Here is a 20,929-nt window from a genome sequence, read left to right on the forward strand (position 1 = left end):
CTCCAAATTGTTTCGAGCCTGTGCTGATGTTCAATCGCGTCATCGAAAGCTTGACGGCCATGAACGTGAGTTGTTTCGTCTTTCACCCCTGTGCGATGTGACAATTACGATCCTGCGCCGTGTCACCGGCGGGTGGACTCTCCTTCTGTGCCTCGCCGTCTTCGATGCGCGATCCCCCTGTTCGGTCATGCTCCTCGGTCCCGCCCGTCGAGGGTCTGGGATCTGGTCCCAACAGTTTGCGGACCGAGATCCGCGAACCGAACGGCTGCAGCATCTGACTGGCCGGCCTGGTGCGCACGTTTAGCGGCCACCAGAACCAGCGGCCTAGGAGCGCCGCGATCGACGGTGTCAACAGCGATCGCACGATCAACGTGTCAAAGACGAGGCCCAGGCAGATCGTGGTGCCAATCTGCTGAATCACGACCAGGTCGCTGACGATGAACGAGCCGAGGGTGAAGGCGAACACCAGTCCCGCGGCGGTGACCACTCCGCCGGTGCCGCCGATCGCGCGGATGATGCCGGTATTCAATCCGGCACCGACCTCCTCCTTGAATCGGGAGATCAGGAGCAGGTTGTAGTCCGCCCCGACCGCGAGCAGGATGATGATCGCGAGGGCGGGCACGAGCCAGAACAGCTCGACTCCGAAGATGTACTGCCACAACAGTATCGATAGCCCGAGCGCTGCTCCCAGCGAAAGGATGACGGTGCCCACGATCACGATGGCGGCCACGAAGCTGCGGGTGATGAGGATCATCACCAGCAGAATCAACGCGACCGCCGCCAACGTGACGATCATCAGGTCGTACAGCGATGCCTCTTGGATGTCCTTGTACGTCGCCGCCGTCCCGGCGATGTAGATCTTCGCGTCCGCCAGGGGGGTCGCCTTGATCGCATCGAAGGCAGAGTTCCGGATGGCGTCGATGTGCGAGATGCCCTCGGGGCTGGCGGGTTTGCCCTCGTGGGTGATCGTCATCCGGGCGGCCTTGCCGTCGGGCGACATGAACAGCTCGAGGCCGCGCTTGAAATCGGCGTTGTCGAACGCCTCCGGTGGCAGGTAGAACGAATCGTCGTTCTTGGCATCGTCGAAGGCCTTGCCCAGCTCGGTGGCGTTCTGCAACGCGTCTCGACCCTGTTTCAGCGTGCCGCTGATGGTGGCGTAATTCGACTGCAGCAACGCGCGATTGGTCTGCTGGATGTCGACCTGGGGTGGGATCAGCGCCAGCACCTGCGGTTGCAGCGCGTTGAGTTTGTCGAGGCTCGCGGTGATCTTGCCGAATTGTTCACTGAGTTTGTCGATTCCGTCGAGTGAGTCGAACACCGATCGCAGGGCCGCACACGACGGGATGTCGAAGCAGTGTCGCTCCCAGTAGAAGTAACTGCGGAGCGGCCGGAAGAAGTCGTCGAAGTTGGCGAGATTGTCTCGGATCTCGTTGATGGTGTCGACGGTGTCGTGGAATGCCCGCACCTGCTCGGCGGTGGCATCGGTGGCTTGCTGTTGTAAGGAGAGCTGACGTTGCAAGATGTCGATCGCTTTACCGGTCTGATCGATTTGGGTCAGGAGGTCGCGGGCCCTGTCCCCCTGGTAGCTCAGGTTCATGACCTGTCCCGCGCTCTGGGCGCTGATCTGAAATGGAATGGAACTGTGCTTGATTGGCGTACCGAGGGGTCGCGTGACCGACTGCACCAGTGCGACCGCGGGGGTGTGCAACACCGCCTTGGCAACGCGTTCCAGAATCAGCATGTCCGCTGGATTGCGCATGTCGTGATCGGATTCGATCATCAGCAACTCGGGGTTGAGCCGGGCCTCCGAGAAGTGACGTTCCGCGGCGGTATATCCGATGTTGGCCAGGGCGTCATCGGGCATGTAGGGCCGTCCGTCGAAGCTGATCTGCGCTCCAGGCAGGGCGAGTAGGCCAACCGCGGACACCGCCAACGAGACGACGAGCACGGGCCCCGGCCACCGCACTATCGTCGTGCCGACGCGGCGCCAGCCCGTGGAGCGACGCACACGTTTGGGATCGAGGAACCCGAACCGCGAAGCGCTCGTCACCACCGCCGGCCCGAGGGTCAACGCCGCGGACAACGTCACGACGAGGCCCAGCGCCGTAGGGATGCCGATGCTGCTGAAATACGGGAGCCGGGTGAAGTGCAGGCACGCCACTGCTCCGATGATGGTGAGTCCGGAGCCGACGATGACATGGACGGTGCCACGGAACATGTCGTGGTAGGCGGCCTCGCGCTCTAGGCCCTTGCCCCGGGCTTCTTGGTAACGCCCGACAAGGAAGATGGCGTAGTCGGTGCCCGCGGCGATGGCCATGCCCGTCAGAAGGTTCACCGCGTAGGTGGAGAGGTCGAACAGGCCCGCGTTGCCCAGCAGCGCGACCACCCCCCGCGTTGCGGCGAGTTCGACGGCGACCACGAGGAGAACGATCAGCATGGTGACCAGGGAGCGGTAGACGATGAGCAGCATCACCGCGATGACGAGAAACGTGACGGCAGTGATGAGGTGGGTGCCTTCGTTGCCGATCTCGAAGTTATCCGTGATCAGCGGGGCGGCGCCGGTGACGTATGCCTTGACCCCTGGTGGGGGCGGCGTGTCGGCCACGACCTGGCGGATGCTGTCGACGGAATGATTGGAACGCGACTCGCCTTGGTTGCCTTGGAGGTAGACCTGTACGAGCGCTGCCTTGCCGTCCTTGCTCTGCGCGCCGCCCGCGGTGATCGAATCGCCCCAGAAGTCTTGAACGTGCTGGACGTGTTTGGTATCGGCTCGCAACTTCGCGACGAGGCCGTTGTAGTAGGTGTGCGCGTCCTGGCCCAGCGGCTGATCGCCTTCGAGCACGATGACGGCGGCACTGTCGGAGTTGAACTCGCCGAATTTCTTCCCGATGTGCTTCATGGCCATGACCGACGGAGAGTCAGGGGCGTTCAGGGCCACCGAACGCTCGGTACCGACGATCTCGAGTTGGGGCACCAGCACGTTCGTCGCGCCGGCGACCCCGATCCAGATCAGAATGATCGGTAGGGCGAGTGTGCGGAGGACACGCGCTGCCCGAGAGCGCTCGGATCCGTCTGCTCCGTGCTGGCTCACGCCGTCTTGTCCAGACAGGCGATGTATCCGTTCACGTCGCTGGAAGACCTTTCATCCTTGACGATGCCATTGACGGTTATGCGGCAGGTGATGCTGCTCGAATCTCCCTGAGCGCGCAGGTCGGCGAACAGTGTCGGATCGTCGGTGACCAAGTCGTGCGACCACGGCAGGGGTGCGTTGTCGACGCGCTGGGGTTGAGCGTCCTCGTCGAGGAAGTTGATCGTTGCCCGCGCGCCGGGGTCTCCGAGGACCTGCAGCTGGACCCGTTTGGGGTTGAATCCGGTGTTCTCGGGCGAATCGGCTGAGGGCCTTGATGTTTGGTCCTGCGATCCGAAGATGCCGTGCAAACGGTAGACGCCGCTGACGACCAAGGCCACCACGATCATCGCCACGAGCACCGCCCAATGGCGGGTGGCTGCCCTTCGTACCGGCGATGTCGGCATGGGCACGTGGCCCGTCACCCCTGGACGCCTAGGGATTTGCGCAATTGTTTGTCGAAGATTCCGCGGGGCGCAAAGCGACGCATGATGCTGAGCTGACGCGCTGAGCCCGCGGGGTAGCGCAGCTTCGGCTTGGAGTCTGTTGCTGCGGCCACGATGACCTTCGCCACGACGACGGGATCGTCGCCGTTGTTGACTTGTTCGCCCACTGCCTCGTTGGAGCGCTCCCGCTGGCGCTCATAGGCCGCAAGCGCGTTGTCCGGTTGTGCGGTGTTGTCGTCGAATCCGGTTCGGGTGGCACCGGGCTCGACGAGGAGCACGCGGATGTTGTGTTCTCTGACCTCGTGGTCGACGGACTCGGAGTAGCCCTCGACGGCGTACTTCGTTGCGCTGTAGGCAGCCATGTAAGGCGCAGGCATCACACCGAAGATCGACGAGATGTTGATGATGCGTCCGCTGCCCTGTCTGCGCATGTGCGGTAGGACGGCGTTCGTCATCCGGATGACGCCAAACACGTTGAGGTCGAACAGTTTCTGCGTCTGGGCGAGCGAGTTCTCCTCGCTGGCTCCGGCCAGTCCCATACCGGCGTTGTTGACCAGCACGTCGATCCGCCCGAACCGCGCGATCACCGCCTCAACCGCCGCAGTAACGGACTCGTCCCGGGTGACGTCGAGATCGACGAACGTCACCCCCAGACTGGAATCCAGCCCTGCCGTATTGCGGCTGGTGCCCACTACGGTGAATCCTGCGTCGATCAGGCTGCGGGCGGCGAACTTGCCAAGACCCGAGCTGGCGCCGGTGACGAGTGCGATCGGTCGTGTCGTTGTCATTGGAACTTGTTTCCTAACCTCGTAGGGGTGGGTGTGCGTCAGTTCAGGAGAAGGCCGTGTCTGCGCAGGCCTGCCAGTGACCCCGCGAAGCAGTCCGGCCGCGAATACCCCTGGCCCCACGCGGGCCCTGGCCGTTCCTGCTGCACCGGCGGCTTAGCCCAGGTAGAAGTCCTTTCGGGCGGCCACGAACTCCTCGATCGACTGAGAACCGATGCCGGTTACGCGTTCGACGTCAGCGGAGGTGCGGTCGTAACGATTGTCGCGGTGGAGCTGGGCCATGGTGGCGAGATGCTGTGCGACGTGCGGCGAGATCCCGAGCTTGGGGAGCTGGGCGGTCCACGCCTCCGGAGGCAGGTCCACGTATGACACCGGACGCCCCAGAGCGCGAGAGAACGCGTCGGCCAGTTCCGTCATGTCGACTGAGCGCGGACCAGTCAGCTCGTACACCTGCCCGATGTGCGGAGCAGGGTCACTCAGCACGGTGGCAATGACCCGCGCGACGTCCTCGACGGCAATCGGCGAGGTACGCCCGGAGCCGAACGGCAGCGCGATCGTGCCGCTGTCCTGAATCGATCTTGCCGGCATCGTGGTGAATAGCGGACTGTCCAGGAACGCAGTCGGCCGGATATGCACCACCGGCAGCCGCGACCAGTCGAAGACCTGCTCCGCCAACCAGTGCAGCCGCTGCTGGTGCGATTCCTCGGTGCTGGTGGCGGTCATCTGTGACACGGTCATCTGCGACAGGTCGACCAAGGCCCCCAGCTTCCCGTACTCCTTCGCAACCGATGCGACGACTGTGGCGGCGAGCAGATGGTCCGGCGATGCCTGCATTCCGAAGTACATTCTGGACACCCCCTGCAGCGCGGCCGCCACCGTCTCGGGTTTGGTCAGGTCACCGATGACCACTTCGGCGCCGAGCGCTCGCAACTCCGCCGCACGCTCGTCTTCGCGACGGGCCATGAACCGCACAGGCACCTGTTGCGTCCGCAGCTGCTCAAAGATCGTGCGGCCCACACCGCCGGCTCCGGGAATGAGTACGAGGTTGTCAGAAACCATCGGAAGATCCCCTTTCGAACCGTCCGAGATCGGGGTTTTGGCCAGCGTCAGTCATGGTTCGGTCAACCCTTCGAGGTCTGGGTGGTTATTATGAACATAATCGTTTAATAGCGGAACGTCAACGTTCTATTCCCGGGCGACTACGATCACATCATGTCCTCGACAAAGCAACTCCCTGGTGTGCAAGCGCGCACCAGAGCCGCGATCCTGGCTGCTACGGCTTCTGCGCTGGCCGCCAACCGGAAGGCCACCATGCCCCAGATCGCCGCCGCGGCCGGGGTCGGCCGCACCACGCTGCACCGCTACTTCGCCGACCGCGAAACGCTGATCTACCAAGCGACCCTGGACGCGATCCGCGTAGTCACGGAAGCGGCGGACGAGGCCGCCACCGAGGACGGACCAGCACTCGATGCGATGCGGCGCTTCATCACCGCTGCCGTCTCCATCGGCGAACGCCTGGTCTTCCTCTTCGGCGACCCGTCAGTACTACGCGACCTCCGACCGGCCCAGTCCCCGACATATGAATTGGTGCTCAACCTGATCACACGCGGACAACACGAAGGCGTGTTCGACCCGGACCTCAACCCGATATGGATCCGGCACGCGCTCTACGGATTGATCCTGCAAGGCTGTGAGCAAGCCATGGCCGGCGCACTGCCGCGGCACACCGTCGCGCCACTGATCACCCGCACCTTCGAGCGCGGCATCTGCCCGGCGCCCTAGCGCAACAGCAATGTAACGAGGACCGCACTCCAATTCCGGGATCGCGCCGCGGCCGATGACTTCAGAGCCATGCGTGCTCTGCGGCGGCAAGGCGGGGCGATAGATCGAATTCCGTTGTCGCACTCATCAATTGGTCCGAACACCTTTATCGTAGACGCATTGTGCATCGCGGTAGCCAACAATCGGCCCGCCGCCGACAGTGGTTGCTCGGACATAAGCATCCCGAGGACTATCCGCACGTGTCGGCAACCGTGCATGCCATGGGTCAGTCGCATCGGCCGTTCAGCACCCGCCACCGCATCGTCACCGTCCAAGGCGAGACGCGTGACGTCGTGGTCATTGGCGAGGAACTCCGCGACGACAGCGGCACCCTGATCGGCACCCACGGCTACTACATCGACGTCACGCGCATTCGGGACGCCCAGATGGACGCCACCGTCGCCAACATCGTCGACACTCGTCGATGACGAACTTAAATGGTTCGTCGGCAGGCGGGTGAGGCAACCCGCCAACTGACCCGACGTAAGCGCAGGTTATCGGTGTGGGGCCAGGATGCGGGCGGCGGCCTCGACGGCGGCGGCGCGGTTGACGGAGGGAAGGTCGGGTGGGTCGGTGGGCCAGCTGGCCCAGGCGGTTCCGATACCGAACAGCATGATAAGTAGTTGCTGGGGTGGCCATCGCCGGTCGATCAGGCCAGCGTCTTGGGCTGCTGCGATCACTGCGGCGTCGCGTTCGCGAATGTTGCGGCCGTCGATTTCGGGTTCATCGAGTCGGATGCCTTCGAGCCGTGCCCACGTGATCATGCGGAGGTGTTCGGGCATGCGAGTGGCCAAGTCGAAGATGTCGCCGGCGAATTCGGCGACCGCGTCGGCCCGCACGGAGATCGCGCCGAAGAACTCCGTCGCGTCAGCGGCAACGACGTGCCGGAAGAGGGCTTCCTTGTCTCCGAAGTGGGCGTAGAGCCGCTCCTTGCTGGCGTTGGCGGATCTGGCGATCCGGTCGATGCGGGCGCCGGCCAAGCCGAACTGAGCGAACTCGGCGCGGGCGGCGGCGACGATTTCGCTGCGCAGTTCGGTGCCGTGAAACGGCACCGCCTGGTCGCGATCCGGTTCACTCCTGCGACGTAGCCGTCGACGTAGCCGTCCTCCGAGTGGGCGAGCAGGCTGGGCACCTCGGCCTGAAATCGGTTGCGGCAGTTCAATCTACCCCCGTACCCCAGGATTTGGGAACCTACACTAGCCCCAGTAAGCGAAGTTACATGTGGGCCGCGGTTCGCTCTTGAGAGACACAAGCTTGTCGCCGTTCATGATGATCGTGCAAGTGAGGGCGGTATCCCCGCCGTCGGCGGTGACCTGTGACTCCACTTCGTTGTAGACGGGGTACTGCTTTTCCCACGGCAGCGGCACATTCGTCTCGGTCTGTTCCGGGCCGCCGTTGATTCGGTAACGGATCGTCACCGGGGCGTTGCCGCCACGGACCTTCATCACCGCCGTACCGACCGGTTCGCCGGTTGGCCCCGCTGACGTTGGCATCGCTGACGTTGGCGCCGCAGGCGCCGACGTCGTGGTGTGCGACATCGCTGAACTGCTAGTGGTATCGGCGGCAGGTCCGGTGCTCTTGGCACATCCCGTCGCCGCAACGCCAGCCGACACAACGCTGACGATCACCCCGACGGCACAACCATACGAACGCATGCCCAAAGCCTACGAGTCAGCGGAAGCGGATGTTCATCGTCGCCAGGCCGAAAATTTTTCGGCCACCGGACTTCGCGGCGACAATGACGACGCCCGTGCGGGTCGCGGGATCCAGCGACTTGATCCGGCCGCTGAACTCGATGTCGGCGCCCTCCTTGGCCGGCACGATCGCGGGCGCGGACAGTCGTATCGCGTAGCGGGTAACCGCACCGGGGTCGCCCGACCATGCAGAGGTGAATCCCGCCCCCAAACCCATCGTCAGCATCCCGTGCGCGATCACGTCCGGCAGCCCGGCGAGCTTGGCGATGTCCTCATCCCAGTGAATCGGGTTCGCGTCGCCGGCCACACCGGCATAGTTCACCAAGTCGCCGCGGGACAGTCGCGCGTGGTGCACCGGTAGTTCGTCGCCTACCTTCACGTCATCGAAGGACGGCGTCGCCGGCGTTCGGGTCATGCCTGCCTCGGCGATCCGAACCTCGCCTTCAGGGCGCACCGTCTTCTCGTAGGCCGCATCGTTTTCGCCAACGGCGAGAATGTTCACGTCGTGCATCATCGCGTTCTGCACGGCCGTCTTGATTGCCGGATCGACATCCTCGGAGGTGAGACCGACGACGGTGGTGTGCAGGGTGTGGACCCGCTCCCCGGCAGTATCGGTGAACGTGTTGGTCACCGTGATGAAATCTCTGCCGGCGGTCCTGCGCACCGACGACAGTTCGACGTCGACGCGCAGCTCGTCGCCGGCCACGATCGGGCGGTGCTGCTCGAAGACTTCTTCGGTCTGGAGGTAGGTGTCGTAACCGACGACCACCGATTCGAACATGCGGCGGTTGCAGGTCATCCCCGGCGTCGAGGTGAAGGTTACCGGCGCTACCAGATCGGAGTAGCCAAGTTCTGCGGCGGCGGCGACATCCCAGTGCGCGGGGTGATAGTCCTGCACCGCGCGGGCGTATTCGCGTAGCTTCTCGCGGCCGACCAGGTACGGGTCGTCCATCTGGTAGTAGTGGCCGACCCGAGATTCGATCGGCGACGCTTCTGCTGCTGCGGTCATGAATTCGCCCAACTGTTCTGTCGGCTCGTTCGCTGAGGCCGACCAAAGCACCCTAACGCCCGGACTCGTAGAGATACTTGCCGATACGCCGGAGGCATCCGTCCAGCGCGAACTATTCCGGCTGATTCAGCTCGACCAAGTTGCCGAACGGATCGTGCAGGAAAGCCTGGCGCCCGGCGCCTGGGATGAACGGGACCCGGTGCACCTCGACGCCCTGCTCCTGCAGGTCGGTGACGGCGGCATCGATGTCGTCGACTCGGATCGCGAAGTGGTTCCCGCTGGGCGACCGGTTATCGGATTCCATCAGGTGCACCTGTTGGCCACCGGCGTCGAGCCAATAGCCCGGGCCGAGATCCGGGCGGGGCAGTTGCGTCATGCCAAGCACGTCGCGATAGAAGGCGAGACCCTGCTGCGCATCGGCGACGCAGATGGCGACGTGGTGTACACCGGCTGGCTTCATCGCTCAATTCTGCCTCGCATCCAAGCGCCATCGCGGCATAGTGGGGGCGCGACCAGGACACAGAGCTTCATGAGGAAGAAAACCGGCGGAGCGGTTGGCTCGCCAACCAGCTGTACGTGCGGCACGAGATATGTCGGCAAGACCATCGCGGTTGGAACTGTCGTCCTGGCACTCGCAGCCGCGTCGTCGGCCGGCTATGCGGCGCACAAAGCGGTAACAGCGGTAAGCCGTGGCGCGCAGCCGTCAGATGCCGCTCTCACGCCTGATTTCGCAACTGTCTCCAAGGTGATGAACGACGCGCTTGCGGCAGAGAGGTTGCCAGGTGCTGTGGTTGTGATCGGGCATGGGGGCAGGATCATCTTCGATCGGGCATATGGCTCACGCAAGCTTGCCGGCGAACCGGGACTAGACGGATCGCCCGCAGCCGCAGAGCCGATGACCGAAGACACGATCTTCGATATTGCTTCGCTGACGAAGTGCCTCGCAACGGCGACCGCCGTCATGCAGCTTTACGAACAAGGCAAGGTTCAGTTCGACGATCCGGTGCAGAACTACCTGCCCGACTTCAACGCCACCGCCAATCCACAGCGTGCAAAAGTGACCGTTCGCATGTTGCTCACCAACACTTCAGGCGAAGGGATTGACGTAAATCTCCAAGATCCGTGGGGACTAAGCGAAGCCAATAAAACCGAAGGCATTCATCGCGCCCTCACCACGCCGCTGCAGTCGGCGCCCGGTGAGGTATTCCGCTACTCCGACATCAACTACATCCTGCTGGGCGCGCTGGTCGAGAAAATCACCGGCGAGGCAGAAGACGTTTACGTTCAACAGAACATATTCGCGCCGCTTGGCATGAAAGAGACCCGTTATCTTCCTCCGGCGAAAGCATGCGGTCCCCACAAGCTCAGAGGGGCTGCGATTGCCTGGGCTCGCGCGCCAAAAGGCCGCATGCCGATCCCCTGTCCTCCGGGTACATGGAGCACCAGTCTTTTGTCGCGCATCGCACCAACAGCACACGACGAGGAAAGCCGAGGCGATCCGGGCAAAAATCCGAATTACGACCATCTGCTTCGGGGCACGGTGCATGACCCGACGGCGCGCCGCATGGGGGGAGTGGCCGGGCACGCGGGTGTCTTTTCGACGGCCCACGATGTGAGCATCTATGCGCAGGCCCTGCTCGACCGGCGCGCGGGCCGCCCGAGCAAGTTTCCGCTAAAGCAAACGACTCTGGAGTTGATGACAACTCCGCAGCAGCCCGGCCATTCAGCTCAACAACTCGAAGCAGCGAACCAGGCCGCGCGGGCAGCCATCGCAACGACACCAAGCACAACAGATCCGCTGCTCGCGCCGAACTATCCGGCGATCAACGGACAAAACCTGTTCGGCTTCGGGTGGGATATCGATACGGCCTTTTCCAAGCCGCGCGGCAAGGTCTTTCCCATCGGTAGCTTTGGCAACACGGGCTTTACGGGAACCTCGCTCTGGATGGATCCAGCCTCAGATACCTATGTGATTCTTCTCGCGAACTCAATCCATCTACGCGGCAGTCGACCGATTTCGGATCTACGAGGTGAGGTGGCAACTGCGACAGCCCAGGCGCTGCAGCTGCCATAGCTACCGAACCCGTAGAGCGGGTAACTCGAAGTACCGGATCGCCATTCGCCGAAAAACCGGAATGAAAAATCCAATAAATCGGAATTTTCGTTCACGAATCATCGGTGAGGAACAGCATCGATCAGCTACGCTCACCTCGCTCCCGGGAACGCACAGGCCCGGCCCGGCGCAGTGAACGAAACGAGGAGTCGAATCGATGGGGGCGACTAGCGACGACGCTGAGAACACTCCTGACGCCGGTGACCAAGACACGCAATTCGCAGTCGGTGCGCGGGTGCGAGTACATCCGGGGGCGGACAACGAATCCTTGGGCGTCATCCTCGAGGATTTCGGCGAAACGTCCGGGTTAGAAGTACGTGTCGGCGCGAATCAGATAGCCAACGCGGCGCGACGGTGGGCGGTGGCGTTGGATGACGGCACCTTGGTCTTCGTAGACAGCGACGAAATTACCGCCGATTAGACCGGCGGCGTCGCCTGTCCGCCGACGTTTAGCGAACACTCGTTCACGGGTAGTCCGGGGTTTCGGCGGTACGACTTGGCGCGGTCGCGATCGCGCCACCATCTGTTGGGGGAGAACGGTTGAAAGGATGAACGGAGACGTGACTGCAGCTCAAGCGGTGCCAGGCGTGCCCCATGAGGACCTTCGCCGTGGCCAACTGCTTGCACCCGAAGAGGACCCGTTCTATGAACCGCCGCCCGACTATCGGCACGCGCGTCCCGGCCAGCTGCTCCGCTCACGCGACGTTGAGCTTGGATTTCTCGGCCTGATCCCGCAGCGGGTGCGGGCCACCCAGCTGCTTTACCGCAGCACCAACCTGCACGGGGAGCCCGAGGTGGCGGTAACCACCGTTCTGCTACCCGAACAACGCGAGCGCGGACGCATCTGCCCGGTGTTGTCGTATCAGTGCGCGATAGATGCGGTGGCGTCACGATGCTCCCCGTCATACGCCCTTCGTCGCGGCGCCAAGCCGATCGGCGCCTTCGTCCAGTCCGAGTACCTGCTGGTCGCCGCCGCGCTGGCGGAGGGGTGGGCGGTCTCGGTGCCGGACCACGAAGGTTGCCACGGCATGTGGGGTGCACCCCACGAGCCCGGCTACCGGATTCTCGACGGTCTCCGCGCGGCTTTGCACAGTGACCGTCTGGGTTTGTCGCCCTCGGCGCCAATCGCGCTCTGGGGTTACTCCGGCGGCGGGCTGGCATCGGCGTGGGCCGCCGAACACAGCTCCGACTACGCCCCGGAACTCAACATCGTCGGCGCGGTCCTCGGGTCACCGGTCGGTGACTGCGGCAGCGTCGCGCGCCGGCTCAACCGCACCTTCTTCGCCGGCCTGGCCGCACTGATGATCGCGGCGTTGACGGACATCTTTCCCGGCGCGCAGCGTGTCGTCGACGAGCACGCCAGCGAGGAAGGCAAGAAATTGCTCGACGAGCTGCACTCGATGACGACGGCTCAGGCGGTCTGGCGGCTGCGGGGGACGGACATCGGCTCGTATGTGGACATGTCGGCCGATGAGCTCTGGGATCTACCCGAAGTGCGGGACATCTTCGACGCCACCAAGCTGGGTCAGTCGACCCCGGGTCCCCCGGTCTTGGTTGTGCAGTCGGTGCACGACCGGATCATCAGCGTCGACGCCATCGACAAGCTCGTCGCCTCCTACCAGCAGGCGGGGGCCACGGTCACATATCAGCGGGACCGATTCTGCGGTCATCTGCTGTTGCATCCGCTGTCGGCTCCGATGGCATTGCGATGGTTGCGTGACCGGTTCGCCCAGGCCGATGTCAGAAGGGGGCGCGCTCGCACTGTGTGGCCGACGGTATTCAACCCCTCGACCTGGGTCGGCATGCTCGAACTGGGCGTCATCACAGCGAAGGTGATCACCGGGCGGCCGGTCCAACGACATCGGTGAGTCAGCTTGTTCGGAAAGCGCTATTCATGCGCTGTTTGAACGCATCGTCGAAACGCCGGTAGGCGTCGCGCAGCTGAAGTCCGGGCCAATCCTCGGGGATGAGCTCGGCTGGCAGGAGGGGGTCAAGCTGAAGGTGGCGAACGACGGCGATGGACAAGGCGAATTGGAACCTGAAGCTATCGCTCGTGTCATCTTGCGACGTTGTGTCGAGTTCTCCCTGCATCGCGCCGATGAACCGAATCGCGTCGCGCGCCCAATCATCCAGGGCGAACAGCGATCTCACGGCGTGATGGTCGATGTCGGTGGCGGCGTTGTGGAAGTGAACGCACTGGCGGTCAAGGACGGCCCGCATCGTCGGGAGTCGTTGCGGGTCAAGGTTATCCGGGCGCAGCCAGACACCCTCGCGAAGCTCGGCCAAGTGCAGCGCCGTCGCGGCCCTGCGCAGCTCGAGGCGATCGGCCACCGACCGACGGTCCAGTGAGACGACCGCCAGCTCCCAGGTCCCATCCCATCGTTGTTTGGCGACATCGTCGATGCGCGACGCTTCGTCGACGCGTTCGCGTCGCTCCAGCAAGTGCCCTGCCAGCTCGTAGGTTCCGCCGTCGCTGGTCAGTTCCCCGTTGGAGACCATGCGCCACAGGCAGGTACGGGCGGCGCCGCCGCTAATGCCGAACAGTGACGCCACCGCAACGAGCTCGGCGACAGTGAGTCGCGGTTGGTCGGCGCCCAGCAGCGCGGTGGCCAGAACCGATCGCGCGCTCAGCGGGCGCTCTTCGATCAGGTCTGCGACCCGGGCTCGATGTGCGTGCACGGACGTATCTTTGCCGATCACCGACGAACCGGCGCCGTCGGCACTCAACGCAATGTCACAATTTGATTGACGTGTGACAGTCATAGTGTGATACTCACACGATGAGCACACGAACACAACCTCCGGTCGCCGAGGACGCTGAGGTCGTCCGGCGCGTCTTCGCCCATATCGACGCGGGCACCACCGACGAAGGCGAGGTGTGGCGCGAACCGGTCGAGAACTACGTGCAACCAAGCCGATTCGACAACGAGTTGCGGGCACTGCGGGCGTTCCCGAGTGTCTACCTGCCGTCGGCCGCTATTCCCAACGCAGGCGACCACGCCGAGCGCGTCACTTTTGGGGTGCCGCTGTTCGCGGTGCGCGGCCGCGACGGACGGGCGCGGGTGTTCCGCAACGCCTGCCGGCACCGGGGGATGGCGGTCGTGGAAGGGCGAGGCTGCTCGCGTGCGCTCGTGTGCCGCTATCACGGTTGGACGTATCGCCTGGACGGTTCGCTCTCACACGTCCCGCACGTCGAGGCGTTCCCGGGTCTGGACATGTCCACGCGCGGCTTGGTCGAGGTCGAAAGCCGCGAGGTCGACGGCCTGATAGTCATCGGTTCGCTGGATCCGCCGCCGACCGGTTCGCCGCGTCTTACCGATGCCGCGATGACGGCTCTGGCCGACGGTAGCCCGTGGCGGGACAAGCTGCTGCCGGCCGAGAAGCTGCTGTTGGTGAATGCTACTGCGCGACAGATGAATTGGAAGGTTCTCGTGGAGCAGTTTCTGGAGGGCTATCACATCCGCTCGACGCACAAAGACACCTTCTTCTCGCTCCAATACGACGACCTCAATGTCGTGGAGGCTTTCGGGCCTAATAGTCGGATCACGTTCCCGTACCGCAACATTGAGCGGTTACGCGACCGGCCGGAGTCGACGTGGAGCATCGATAGACGGGTCACATTCGTGTATCACCTGTTTCCCAACGTGATGTTTGCGACCTTCCCCGACCAGGTGTTGTTGATAGTGATCGAGCCGGTCGACGTCGGCAACTCCGTCGTGACGATCTATTCCATGGTCACCCCTCCAGTGGCCCAGAAGATTTCGGGCAACGGTGACGAGCACACCCTCCTCACGCAGGGCGCGCGCAGTTTGCTCGACGCAGGTGCGTTGGAGGACAACGAAATGTCGGAGGGCGTGCAGCGTGGGCTGCACGCCGGCGCGAACACCTTCCTGGAGTTCGGCCGCCATGAAAGCGCGATCGGCCGGTTTCACGCCACGCTCGATGAGCGGCTGACCCAAGTCGCGACGGCGAAGGTCTGACGACCAGACTGGTGCTGCAAACTGTGGCAGAACGGAGACCGACGTGGCGTGGGACTTTTCGACCGATCCGGATTTTCAGAAAAAGCTCGACTGGGTCGAGACGTTCTGCCGCGAGGAGGTCGAACCGCTCGAGTACGTGTTCCCATACGCGGTGCGTTCGCCCGATCCCACCGTGAAGGGCTACGTCCGCAGCCTGCAGCAGCAGATCAAGGACCAGGGACTGTGGGCGATCTTTCTTGACGAGGAGCTCGGCGGCCCCGGCTTCGGCCAACTCAAACTGGCGCTGCTGAACGAGGTCATCGGCCGCTACCCGCAGGCCCCACAGATGTTCGGCGCCGCCGCCCCTGATACCGGGAACATCGAGATGCTCGCCGCCTTCGGCACCGAGGAGCAAAAGAAGCGGTGGCTGGAGCCCCTACTGAACCAGGACATGTTCTCGGCGTACTCGATGACCGAGCCGCAGGGCGGGTCGGACCCCAACCTGTTCAAGACCCACGCCGTGCGCGACGGCGACCAGTGGGTCATCAACGGCGAGAAGTGGTTCACGTCGGCGGGGCGCGTCGCCGACATCCTCTTCGTGATGTGCACCAACGGAATGTTCGTCGTGCCGCGACAAACCCCGGGCGTGGAGATCCAGCCCGAGCCGCGCAACCACAACCACATCATTTACCGCGACGTCCGGGTTCCGCTGGATCACCTGCTCGGCCCGGAGGACGGCGCCAGGGTTCTGGCGCAACGTCGCCTTGGCGGCGGACGCATCCACCACGCCATGCGCACCATCGCCCAGTGCAAGCTCGCCTTCGACATGATGTGCGAGCGGGCGCTGTCGCGTGAATCGCATGGCAAGCTCATCGCCGAGCATCAGATGGTCCAGGAGAAGATTGCCGACTCCTATGCCGCCATTCGCATGCTGCGGCTCTTCGTGCTCGAGACCGCCTGGAAGATCGACAATTCGAGCACCAAGGCGGCCCGGACCGACATCGCCGCGGTCAAGTACACGATGGCCAAGGTGCTGCGCGAGGTGTCGTTCAACGCCCTGCACATCCTCGGGTCACTCGGGACGACCGACCTCACCCCGCTGCAGGCGATGTACGCGGCCGCGCCGACGATGGGGCTGGTGGACGGCGTCGACGAGGTCCACAAGGCGACCGTCGCCCGTCGCGTACTCGAGGACTACCGGCCCCAAGAACACCCGTACTGGCCCACCGAGTATCTCCCGGCCAAACGCGAGGCGGCGTGGGCGAAGTTCGAGCCGAAGTTTCAAGCCAACCCGCAGCTGCGTGCTGCGGCCGAGGCGTACAAGAAGTACTTCGCGCGCCGACGCTGACACGGAGACCCTCTAGGATGAACCGATGACGATAAGGCAACGCGATGCTCTTGTGATGGCCCTGGTAGCCATCGCCGTAATTGTCGTTTTTGTTTTGTTCGCCTGACGAAGCCGCCACGCGGCGTGACACGACCGCGCGGTGTTATGTCAGCGACGCGGCGTAAATCTCGTCGATATTCGATTTGAGCTTCTCGTCGAATTCCGCATCGGTCTGGTCGGCCGTCAACCCCTCCGTCAAGGCTCGCGAGAAACTCGCGATGAGGCCGTGATTACGGGCCAGGATTTCGCAACTCTGGGCAAGGCTGTAGCCGCCGGACAAGGCCACCACACGCAGCACCCGGGAATGTTCGATCAGCGGCGCATAGAGGTCGTCCTCGTCGGGCAGTGTCAGCTTGAGCATCACCTGCGTGTCCCCGCCGAGCTCGTCGAGCTTGGTGCTCAGCGCCGCCACCAGCATGGCGTCGGCTTTTGGTTTGTCGGGGCAGTCGATGCTCACCTCGGGCTCGAGGATCGGCATCAGTCCGCGCTCCGCGATCTTGTGCCCGTATTCGAACTGCTGGTCGACGATGGCATTGATCCCGTGGTCGTTGGGCTCTTTGACGAACGAGCGCATCTTGGTGCCGAAAATGCCCTTGTCGACGGCCCGATCCAACAGTGAGTCGAGCTTGGTCATCGGCTTCATGAGCTGCACACCGTTTTCGGCGTCGGCGAGCCCCTGGTCGACCTTCACGAACGGCACGATGTGTTTCTGCTTCCACAAGAACGCCGCGGTGTCCTCGCCGTTGATGCTGCGGTCCATGGTCTGTTCGAAAAGGATGGTTGCCAGCACCTTGTCGCCGGAGAAGCTGGGACTCGACATCAGACGCTCACGCATCTGGTGGATCAGATCGAACATCTGCTCGTCGTTGTCGTATGCGTCCTGTTCAATCCCATAGAGCTTGAGGGCTTTCGGTGTGCTGCCACCGCTTTGGTCCAGCGCGGCGATAAAGCCCTGCCCCGACGCCATCACCTTGCGTTGCTCTTCGTTCACTGCAGTCCTTCCATCGTTCGCGGCCCTCAAGTTCTAGCATCGCGCACCGCTGCCCCTTGCGGCTACCACTTCGGAGGGGCCGGCAAACCACCTCGCCCCATGGCCGGGGTGCCAGTCGCTACGGTTGGCAAAGACGGGAGGGGACCTGATGGGACACGGCGACCGCGACTCCACCGAAGGTCTGCTGCAAGAGCTGGTGTTGACCTATGGGCCGTGCGGCCAGGAGGACGTGGTGCGCGCGGTGTGTGCCCGCGAACTGGAACCTCTCGTCGACGACATGTGGACCGACCTCGCGGGAAACCTGATCGGCTATATCGCCGCGACCGACGGTGCTGCGGTACCCGACGAGCGTCACCGGTCGGCTGCGACGGCCGGCCCCAGCGCTGCGACGCGGGTGATGGCGCACATGGACGAACTGTCCATGCTCGTCAAGCGGATCGAGCCGGACGGCTCGCTGCACCTGACGCAGCTAGGGGTGATGTATCCCGGTAACTTCGGGCTCGGCCCGGTCGCCGTGCTCGGCGACCACGAGACCTTCACCGCGGTGCTCACCGTCGGCTCCGAGCACACCACCAAGGAGAGCCCGCGGATCTGGCAAACCAAACCCGATCAGGGCGACAAGGCGCTGGATTGGCAGCATGTCTATGTCTTCACCGGCCGCGACCCCAAGGCTCTGGCCGCCGCCGGAGTGCGCCCCGGCACCCGGGTATGTGTCGATCGCAGCAAGCGAACGCTGGTCGACATCGGCGACTACGTCGGCGCCTACTTCCTCGACGACCGCGCGGCGGTGACCGCTTTGCTGCGCTCCGCGCGTCTGCTGCGCGAGCGTGGACAGCGACCCGCCGACGACGTCTATCTCGTGTTCACCACCAACGAGGAGATCGGCGGGGTGGGCGGCTCTTATGCCAGCGCCTCCCTGCCCGGCACCCTCACCCTCGCCCTGGAGGTGGGGCCCACCGAGGAGGAGTACGCGACCAGCGTCACCGGCGGCCCGATCATCGGCTACAGCGACGCCTTGTGCGTCTACGACAAGGACATCGCCGACCGGCTGATGGCGATCGCCGACGAGCGTGGCCTGGCGCCCCAGGCGGCGGTGTTGGGCGCGTTCGAGTGCGACGCCTCCCACGCCAAGGCCAACGGGCTGACACCGCGCGCGGGCCTGCTGTGCCTGCCCACACTCAGCACCCACGGTTATGAAGTCATTTCCCGCAAGGCCATCGACGCCATGGCCGATGTCATCGTCGACTTCCTGCTACAGCCCGATTGAAACCAGGCCGCCTTCTAATCCGGCAGTCTCGGCGGAAACTCAGCGCGTTTACCAATGGCGTCCCGATAGGCGTACACCCGATCTGCAATCGTGCTCACCACCGCGATGGTGTGACCGCCGCGCCCGTAGGCAGCAACGAATTGCGACGTTCTGGGGTCGCCTTCAATTATCTGAAAAGAATCGTAATCGGTTGTGACACCTAGCAACTGGATCTTGAAGTCATATTGATCGGACCAGAAATAAGGTACCTCGTCGTAAGGCTCGGCATTGTCGCTGCCCGCCAACAGAGTTCGAGCCGCAGCAGCGCCCTGACGTGCGGCGTGGTCCCAGTGCTCGATACGCAGATGTTGCTCATATAGGGGATGCCACCAGCGGGCGACATCACCCGCGGCGACGACATCGGTTGCGCCCTCGGCCGCACCCGTCGCATCGCAGACGACGCCACCGTCGACACGCAATCCCGAGTCGGCCAGCCAGTCGGTGGCAGGAGCCACACCCAGGCCGACGACGACGACATCAGCCGAAAGCTGCGAACCGTCGGTAAGCCGCACGGCTTCCACCCTGCCGTTACCGATGAATTCGTCCACGCCGACACCGATGCGCACGTCGACGCCGTGCTGACGATGCAATTCGGCCCAGCAGGGCGCCAACTCCTCGCCCAATGCTTGTACCAACGGGCCGACAGCTTTTTCGATCAGTGCCACATCCAACCCCATCGACCGGCAAGTCGCGGCGACCTCGGCGCCGATGAACCCACCTCCGACCACCACTACCCGGGGACGCGACCCGAGCCGTTTCCGGATGGCCAGGCAATCCTCGACAGTGCGTAACAAGTACACCCCGTCTGGGACCGGGCCGCCCGGCCACTGGCGTGGATCAGCACCGCTTGCGATGACGAGGCCGTCGAACCTCAGTGACATGTCCTGGTTCTCGTCCCGGACCTGAACCGTGCGCGAGGACATGTCCAGGCCGACGGCAGATGCGCCTCTCAGCACGCGCGCATCAAGATCGAATTGCGGTGCCATGTCGATACCCGCCCGGTGCACCTTGCCGCTGAGCAGTTTCTTCGACAGCGGCGGTCGGTGGTAGGGGGCGTGCCGCTCGGCACCCACGATGGTGAGGGCGCCGTCGTATCCATCCAGGCGCAGGCTCTCTGCTGCCCGTGCCCCCGCCACGCCGGCACCGACGACGATGACCTGCTGTAGCTGATGATGCATCAGGTCAGTCCTTCACCGTGATCGCTTGGGTGGGGCACGACACTTCCGCGGCTTTCAACTTGCCGCGTAGTTCGGAACGCGGCTCCGCCTGCAGCACGTGCAGACCGTCCTCCCGCACGTCGAACACCTCATGGCAGAGACTCATGCAAACGCCGTTCCCGTCGCAGGTGTCAAGATCGACTGAAACCTTCATCCCACCTCGGCCTTTCCTTGCGACAACGCCCGCTCGCGGGCGGCTTTCGCTGCCGGTGAATACTCCAGATACTCGATCGCCATCTCGGTAACCGCCTCGGGGCCTGGATGATGACTCGGGCGCATATACCGGACCGGCGTCGTAACCAAAAGCTGCCAAGGACCCGGCAACTTGTACTGGCGGGCGGCACGCCACCAATCCCGCAAGCGCCACTTTGCGTCGATCGTCGGGTCTTGTGCCATCAGATATTTCGCGCCAGCGATCCACCAGCCGATGAACAGCGGCGCGGTCATGAACATCGAGAACGCTCTGATGAAATAGTTGCCGGACACGTGTTGGTAGACGTCGAACACCAGCGAGCGGTGCTCGACCTCCTCGGCGCCGTGCCACCGCAGCAGATCCAGCATGACGGGGTCGGTGCCCGCGTAATCCAGACCCCGATTCTGGAGCACCCATTGCCCCAACATCGCGGTGAAATGTTCCAGCGCCGCCACATCGGCCAGCCGCCGGTACAACCACCAGCGGTGCAACGCCTTAGGCAAAAACTTCGGAGGATCGCCCAGTGTCATCGACAACGTCTTGCGGAGTCGCTCGGTGTACGGCGCGGTTTCGATGCCCTGCTGGGCCAGATGGTCCAGCACCACCTGGTGGGCCCAGGCATGCCAAGACTCCTGCTGGATGAACGGTTTGATCGACGCCTCGAGATCGGGGTCATCGACCAGTGAGGACGCCTCCAGGACCGCCTTGATGAAATGTCGCTCCCCTTCGGGTAGCAGCAGGTGCAACACATTCATCATGTGCGTCGCGAATGGATCGCCGGGCACCCAGTGCAGCGGAGTGTTCTCCCAGTCGAAGCGCACCATTCGGCGATACTTCGGATGACCGTCGTGGTGAAGTTCGACCTCTGGCATGAGAGCTCC

Annotated in this window: 21 protein-coding genes; 8 read left to right on the plus strand and 13 right to left on the minus strand. The window is 63.7% G+C overall.

Features of this window, described 5'->3' with window-relative positions; genetic code table 11:
* Nucleotides 1–82 precede the first annotated feature (82 nt).
* The 4 genes from AWC06_RS17295 to AWC06_RS17310 all read right to left on the minus strand — a co-directional run bounded on the left by AWC06_RS17295 (nucleotide 83) and on the right by AWC06_RS17310 (nucleotide 5,417).
* On the minus strand, nucleotides 83–3,091 hold the full coding sequence (locus tag AWC06_RS17295; RefSeq protein ID WP_085199235.1) for an MMPL/RND family transporter: 3,009 nt from the start codon (nucleotides 3,089–3,091) through the stop codon (nucleotides 83–85).
* Nucleotides 3,088–3,534: an MmpS family transport accessory protein gene (locus AWC06_RS17300; protein WP_085199430.1), complete on the minus strand. Its 447-nt coding sequence runs from the start codon at nucleotides 3,532–3,534 to the stop codon at nucleotides 3,088–3,090. The genes AWC06_RS17295 and AWC06_RS17300 overlap by 4 nt, the downstream gene beginning before the upstream one ends.
* Nucleotides 3,535–3,548: 14 nt before the next feature.
* A complete protein-coding gene (locus AWC06_RS17305; RefSeq protein ID WP_085199236.1) occupies nucleotides 3,549–4,361 on the minus strand; it encodes an oxidoreductase in 813 nt (270 codons plus the stop codon).
* A gap of 153 nt (nucleotides 4,362–4,514) precedes the next feature.
* Nucleotides 4,515–5,417: an NmrA family NAD(P)-binding protein gene (locus AWC06_RS17310; RefSeq protein ID WP_085199237.1), complete on the minus strand. Its 903-nt coding sequence runs from the start codon at nucleotides 5,415–5,417 to the stop codon at nucleotides 4,515–4,517.
* A 153-nt stretch (nucleotides 5,418–5,570) separates the two neighbouring features.
* Here AWC06_RS17310 and AWC06_RS17315 point away from each other — a divergent pair, with 153 nt between their 5' ends.
* Together AWC06_RS17315 and AWC06_RS17320 are read left to right on the plus strand one after the other, a co-directional pair.
* Nucleotides 5,571–6,140 carry a TetR/AcrR family transcriptional regulator gene (locus tag AWC06_RS17315; protein ID WP_211281986.1) on the plus strand — a complete coding sequence of 190 codons (570 nt, stop codon included), beginning with the start codon at nucleotides 5,571–5,573 and terminating at the stop codon, nucleotides 6,138–6,140.
* Nucleotides 6,141–6,400: 260 nt separating this feature from the next.
* On the plus strand, nucleotides 6,401–6,607 hold the full coding sequence (locus AWC06_RS17320) for a hypothetical protein (protein WP_139820104.1): 207 nt from the start codon (nucleotides 6,401–6,403) through the stop codon (nucleotides 6,605–6,607).
* A gap of 66 nt (nucleotides 6,608–6,673) precedes the next feature.
* Here AWC06_RS17320 and AWC06_RS17325 read toward each other — a convergent pair whose 3' ends face one another.
* The 4 genes from AWC06_RS17325 to AWC06_RS17340 all read right to left on the minus strand — a co-directional run bounded on the left by AWC06_RS17325 (nucleotide 6,674) and on the right by AWC06_RS17340 (nucleotide 9,342).
* Complete coding sequence (locus AWC06_RS17325; RefSeq protein WP_085199239.1) at nucleotides 6,674–7,231, minus strand: TetR/AcrR family transcriptional regulator; 558 nt, start codon at nucleotides 7,229–7,231, stop codon at nucleotides 6,674–6,676.
* Between the two features lie 144 nt (nucleotides 7,232–7,375).
* On the minus strand, nucleotides 7,376–7,834 hold the full coding sequence (locus AWC06_RS17330) for a hypothetical protein (RefSeq protein WP_085199240.1): 459 nt from the start codon (nucleotides 7,832–7,834) through the stop codon (nucleotides 7,376–7,378).
* 16 nt (nucleotides 7,835–7,850) lie between these two features.
* Entirely contained in the window at nucleotides 7,851–8,882 is a 1,032-nt protein-coding gene (locus tag AWC06_RS17335) for a fused (3R)-hydroxyacyl-ACP dehydratase subunits HadA/HadB (protein ID WP_085199432.1), read from the minus strand.
* Between the two features lie 112 nt (nucleotides 8,883–8,994).
* Nucleotides 8,995–9,342: a VOC family protein gene (locus AWC06_RS17340; RefSeq protein WP_085199241.1), complete on the minus strand. Its 348-nt coding sequence runs from the start codon at nucleotides 9,340–9,342 to the stop codon at nucleotides 8,995–8,997.
* Nucleotides 9,343–9,630: 288 nt separating this feature from the next.
* On the opposite strand from AWC06_RS17340, the gene AWC06_RS17345 reads away from it, so the two are divergent.
* The 3 genes from AWC06_RS17345 (at nucleotide 9,631) to AWC06_RS17355 (ending at nucleotide 12,863) form a co-directional block, all read left to right on the plus strand.
* Entirely contained in the window at nucleotides 9,631–10,956 is a 1,326-nt protein-coding gene (locus AWC06_RS17345) for a serine hydrolase domain-containing protein (protein ID WP_139820111.1), read from the plus strand.
* 196 nt (nucleotides 10,957–11,152) lie between these two features.
* Nucleotides 11,153–11,416: a hypothetical protein gene (locus tag AWC06_RS17350; RefSeq protein ID WP_085199243.1), complete on the plus strand. Its 264-nt coding sequence runs from the start codon at nucleotides 11,153–11,155 to the stop codon at nucleotides 11,414–11,416.
* Between the two features lie 127 nt (nucleotides 11,417–11,543).
* Nucleotides 11,544–12,863: a lipase family protein gene (locus tag AWC06_RS17355; RefSeq protein WP_085199244.1), complete on the plus strand. Its 1,320-nt coding sequence runs from the start codon at nucleotides 11,544–11,546 to the stop codon at nucleotides 12,861–12,863.
* 1 nt (nucleotide 12,864) lies between these two features.
* Here the strand turns inward: AWC06_RS17355 and AWC06_RS17360 are convergent, their stop codons facing one another.
* Nucleotides 12,865–13,674 carry a PaaX family transcriptional regulator C-terminal domain-containing protein gene (locus AWC06_RS17360; RefSeq protein ID WP_227371090.1) on the minus strand — a complete coding sequence of 270 codons (810 nt, stop codon included), beginning with the start codon at nucleotides 13,672–13,674 and terminating at the stop codon, nucleotides 12,865–12,867.
* Nucleotides 13,675–13,775: 101 nt separating this feature from the next.
* Here AWC06_RS17360 and AWC06_RS17365 point away from each other — a divergent pair, with 101 nt between their 5' ends.
* Nucleotides 13,776–14,975 (plus strand): aromatic ring-hydroxylating oxygenase subunit alpha, encoded by a 1,200-nt coding sequence (locus tag AWC06_RS17365; RefSeq protein ID WP_085199246.1) that lies wholly within the window; start codon nucleotides 13,776–13,778, stop codon nucleotides 14,973–14,975.
* 43 nt (nucleotides 14,976–15,018) lie between these two features.
* A complete protein-coding gene (locus AWC06_RS17370; protein ID WP_085199247.1) occupies nucleotides 15,019–16,302 on the plus strand; it encodes an acyl-CoA dehydrogenase family protein in 1,284 nt (427 codons plus the stop codon).
* A 142-nt stretch (nucleotides 16,303–16,444) separates the two neighbouring features.
* On the opposite strand, the gene AWC06_RS17375 is transcribed toward AWC06_RS17370, so the two are convergent.
* Nucleotides 16,445–17,332, minus strand: coding sequence for a fructose bisphosphate aldolase (locus AWC06_RS17375; RefSeq protein ID WP_085199248.1), 888 nt, complete (start codon nucleotides 17,330–17,332; stop codon nucleotides 16,445–16,447).
* Between the two features lie 148 nt (nucleotides 17,333–17,480).
* Here AWC06_RS17375 and AWC06_RS17380 point away from each other — a divergent pair, with 148 nt between their 5' ends.
* Nucleotides 17,481–18,599 (plus strand): M42 family metallopeptidase, encoded by a 1,119-nt coding sequence (locus AWC06_RS17380; protein ID WP_085199249.1) that lies wholly within the window; start codon nucleotides 17,481–17,483, stop codon nucleotides 18,597–18,599.
* Nucleotides 18,600–18,613: 14 nt separating this feature from the next.
* Here AWC06_RS17380 and AWC06_RS17385 read toward each other — a convergent pair whose 3' ends face one another.
* Genes AWC06_RS17385 through AWC06_RS17395 form a run of 3 tightly spaced genes read right to left on the minus strand, consistent with a single transcriptional unit; the run spans nucleotide 18,614 to nucleotide 20,920 of the window.
* Nucleotides 18,614–19,816, minus strand: coding sequence for an NAD(P)/FAD-dependent oxidoreductase (locus AWC06_RS17385; protein ID WP_085199250.1), 1,203 nt, complete (start codon nucleotides 19,814–19,816; stop codon nucleotides 18,614–18,616).
* 4 nt (nucleotides 19,817–19,820) lie between these two features.
* On the minus strand, nucleotides 19,821–20,009 hold the full coding sequence (locus AWC06_RS17390) for a ferredoxin (RefSeq protein ID WP_085199251.1): 189 nt from the start codon (nucleotides 20,007–20,009) through the stop codon (nucleotides 19,821–19,823).
* Entirely contained in the window at nucleotides 20,006–20,920 is a 915-nt protein-coding gene (locus AWC06_RS17395; protein ID WP_085199252.1) for a metal-dependent hydrolase, read from the minus strand. The genes AWC06_RS17390 and AWC06_RS17395 overlap by 4 nt, the downstream gene beginning before the upstream one ends.
* Between the last annotated feature and the right edge of the window lie 9 nt (nucleotides 20,921–20,929).

Origin of the sequence: Mycobacterium fragae, from assembly GCF_002102185.1 — a bacterium.
In the GTDB taxonomy this organism is placed as follows: Bacteria; Actinomycetota; Actinomycetes; order Mycobacteriales; family Mycobacteriaceae; genus Mycobacterium; species Mycobacterium fragae.

What these genes read in the sequence shown, in the direction of transcription:
- AWC06_RS17300 (WP_085199430.1), bottom strand. Translation starts at nt 3,534, where the DNA reads ATGCCGACATCGCCGGTACGAAGGGCAGCCACCCGCCATTGGGCGGTG.
- AWC06_RS17305 (WP_085199236.1), bottom strand. Translation starts at nt 4,361, where the DNA reads ATGACAACGACACGACCGATCGCACTCGTCACCGGCGCCAGCTCGGGT.
- AWC06_RS17310 (WP_085199237.1), bottom strand. Translation starts at nt 5,417, where the DNA reads ATGGTTTCTGACAACCTCGTACTCATTCCCGGAGCCGGCGGTGTGGGC.
- AWC06_RS17315 (WP_211281986.1), top strand. Translation starts at nt 5,571, where the DNA reads ATGTCCTCGACAAAGCAACTCCCTGGTGTGCAAGCGCGCACCAGAGCC.
- AWC06_RS17320 (WP_139820104.1), top strand. Translation starts at nt 6,401, where the DNA reads ATGGGTCAGTCGCATCGGCCGTTCAGCACCCGCCACCGCATCGTCACC.
- AWC06_RS17330 (WP_085199240.1), bottom strand. Translation starts at nt 7,834, where the DNA reads ATGCGTTCGTATGGTTGTGCCGTCGGGGTGATCGTCAGCGTTGTGTCG.
- AWC06_RS17335 (WP_085199432.1), bottom strand. Translation starts at nt 8,882, where the DNA reads ATGACCGCAGCAGCAGAAGCGTCGCCGATCGAATCTCGGGTCGGCCAC.
- AWC06_RS17340 (WP_085199241.1), bottom strand. Translation starts at nt 9,342, where the DNA reads ATGAAGCCAGCCGGTGTACACCACGTCGCCATCTGCGTCGCCGATGCG.
- AWC06_RS17345 (WP_139820111.1), top strand. Translation starts at nt 9,631, where the DNA reads ATGAACGACGCGCTTGCGGCAGAGAGGTTGCCAGGTGCTGTGGTTGTG.
- AWC06_RS17350 (WP_085199243.1), top strand. Translation starts at nt 11,153, where the DNA reads ATGGGGGCGACTAGCGACGACGCTGAGAACACTCCTGACGCCGGTGAC.
- AWC06_RS17355 (WP_085199244.1), top strand. Translation starts at nt 11,544, where the DNA reads ATGAACGGAGACGTGACTGCAGCTCAAGCGGTGCCAGGCGTGCCCCAT.
- AWC06_RS17365 (WP_085199246.1), top strand. Translation starts at nt 13,776, where the DNA reads ATGAGCACACGAACACAACCTCCGGTCGCCGAGGACGCTGAGGTCGTC.
- AWC06_RS17380 (WP_085199249.1), top strand. Translation starts at nt 17,481, where the DNA reads ATGGGACACGGCGACCGCGACTCCACCGAAGGTCTGCTGCAAGAGCTG.
- AWC06_RS17385 (WP_085199250.1), bottom strand. Translation starts at nt 19,816, where the DNA reads ATGCATCATCAGCTACAGCAGGTCATCGTCGTCGGTGCCGGCGTGGCG.
- AWC06_RS17390 (WP_085199251.1), bottom strand. Translation starts at nt 20,009, where the DNA reads ATGAAGGTTTCAGTCGATCTTGACACCTGCGACGGGAACGGCGTTTGC.
- AWC06_RS17395 (WP_085199252.1), bottom strand. Translation starts at nt 20,920, where the DNA reads ATGCCAGAGGTCGAACTTCACCACGACGGTCATCCGAAGTATCGCCGA.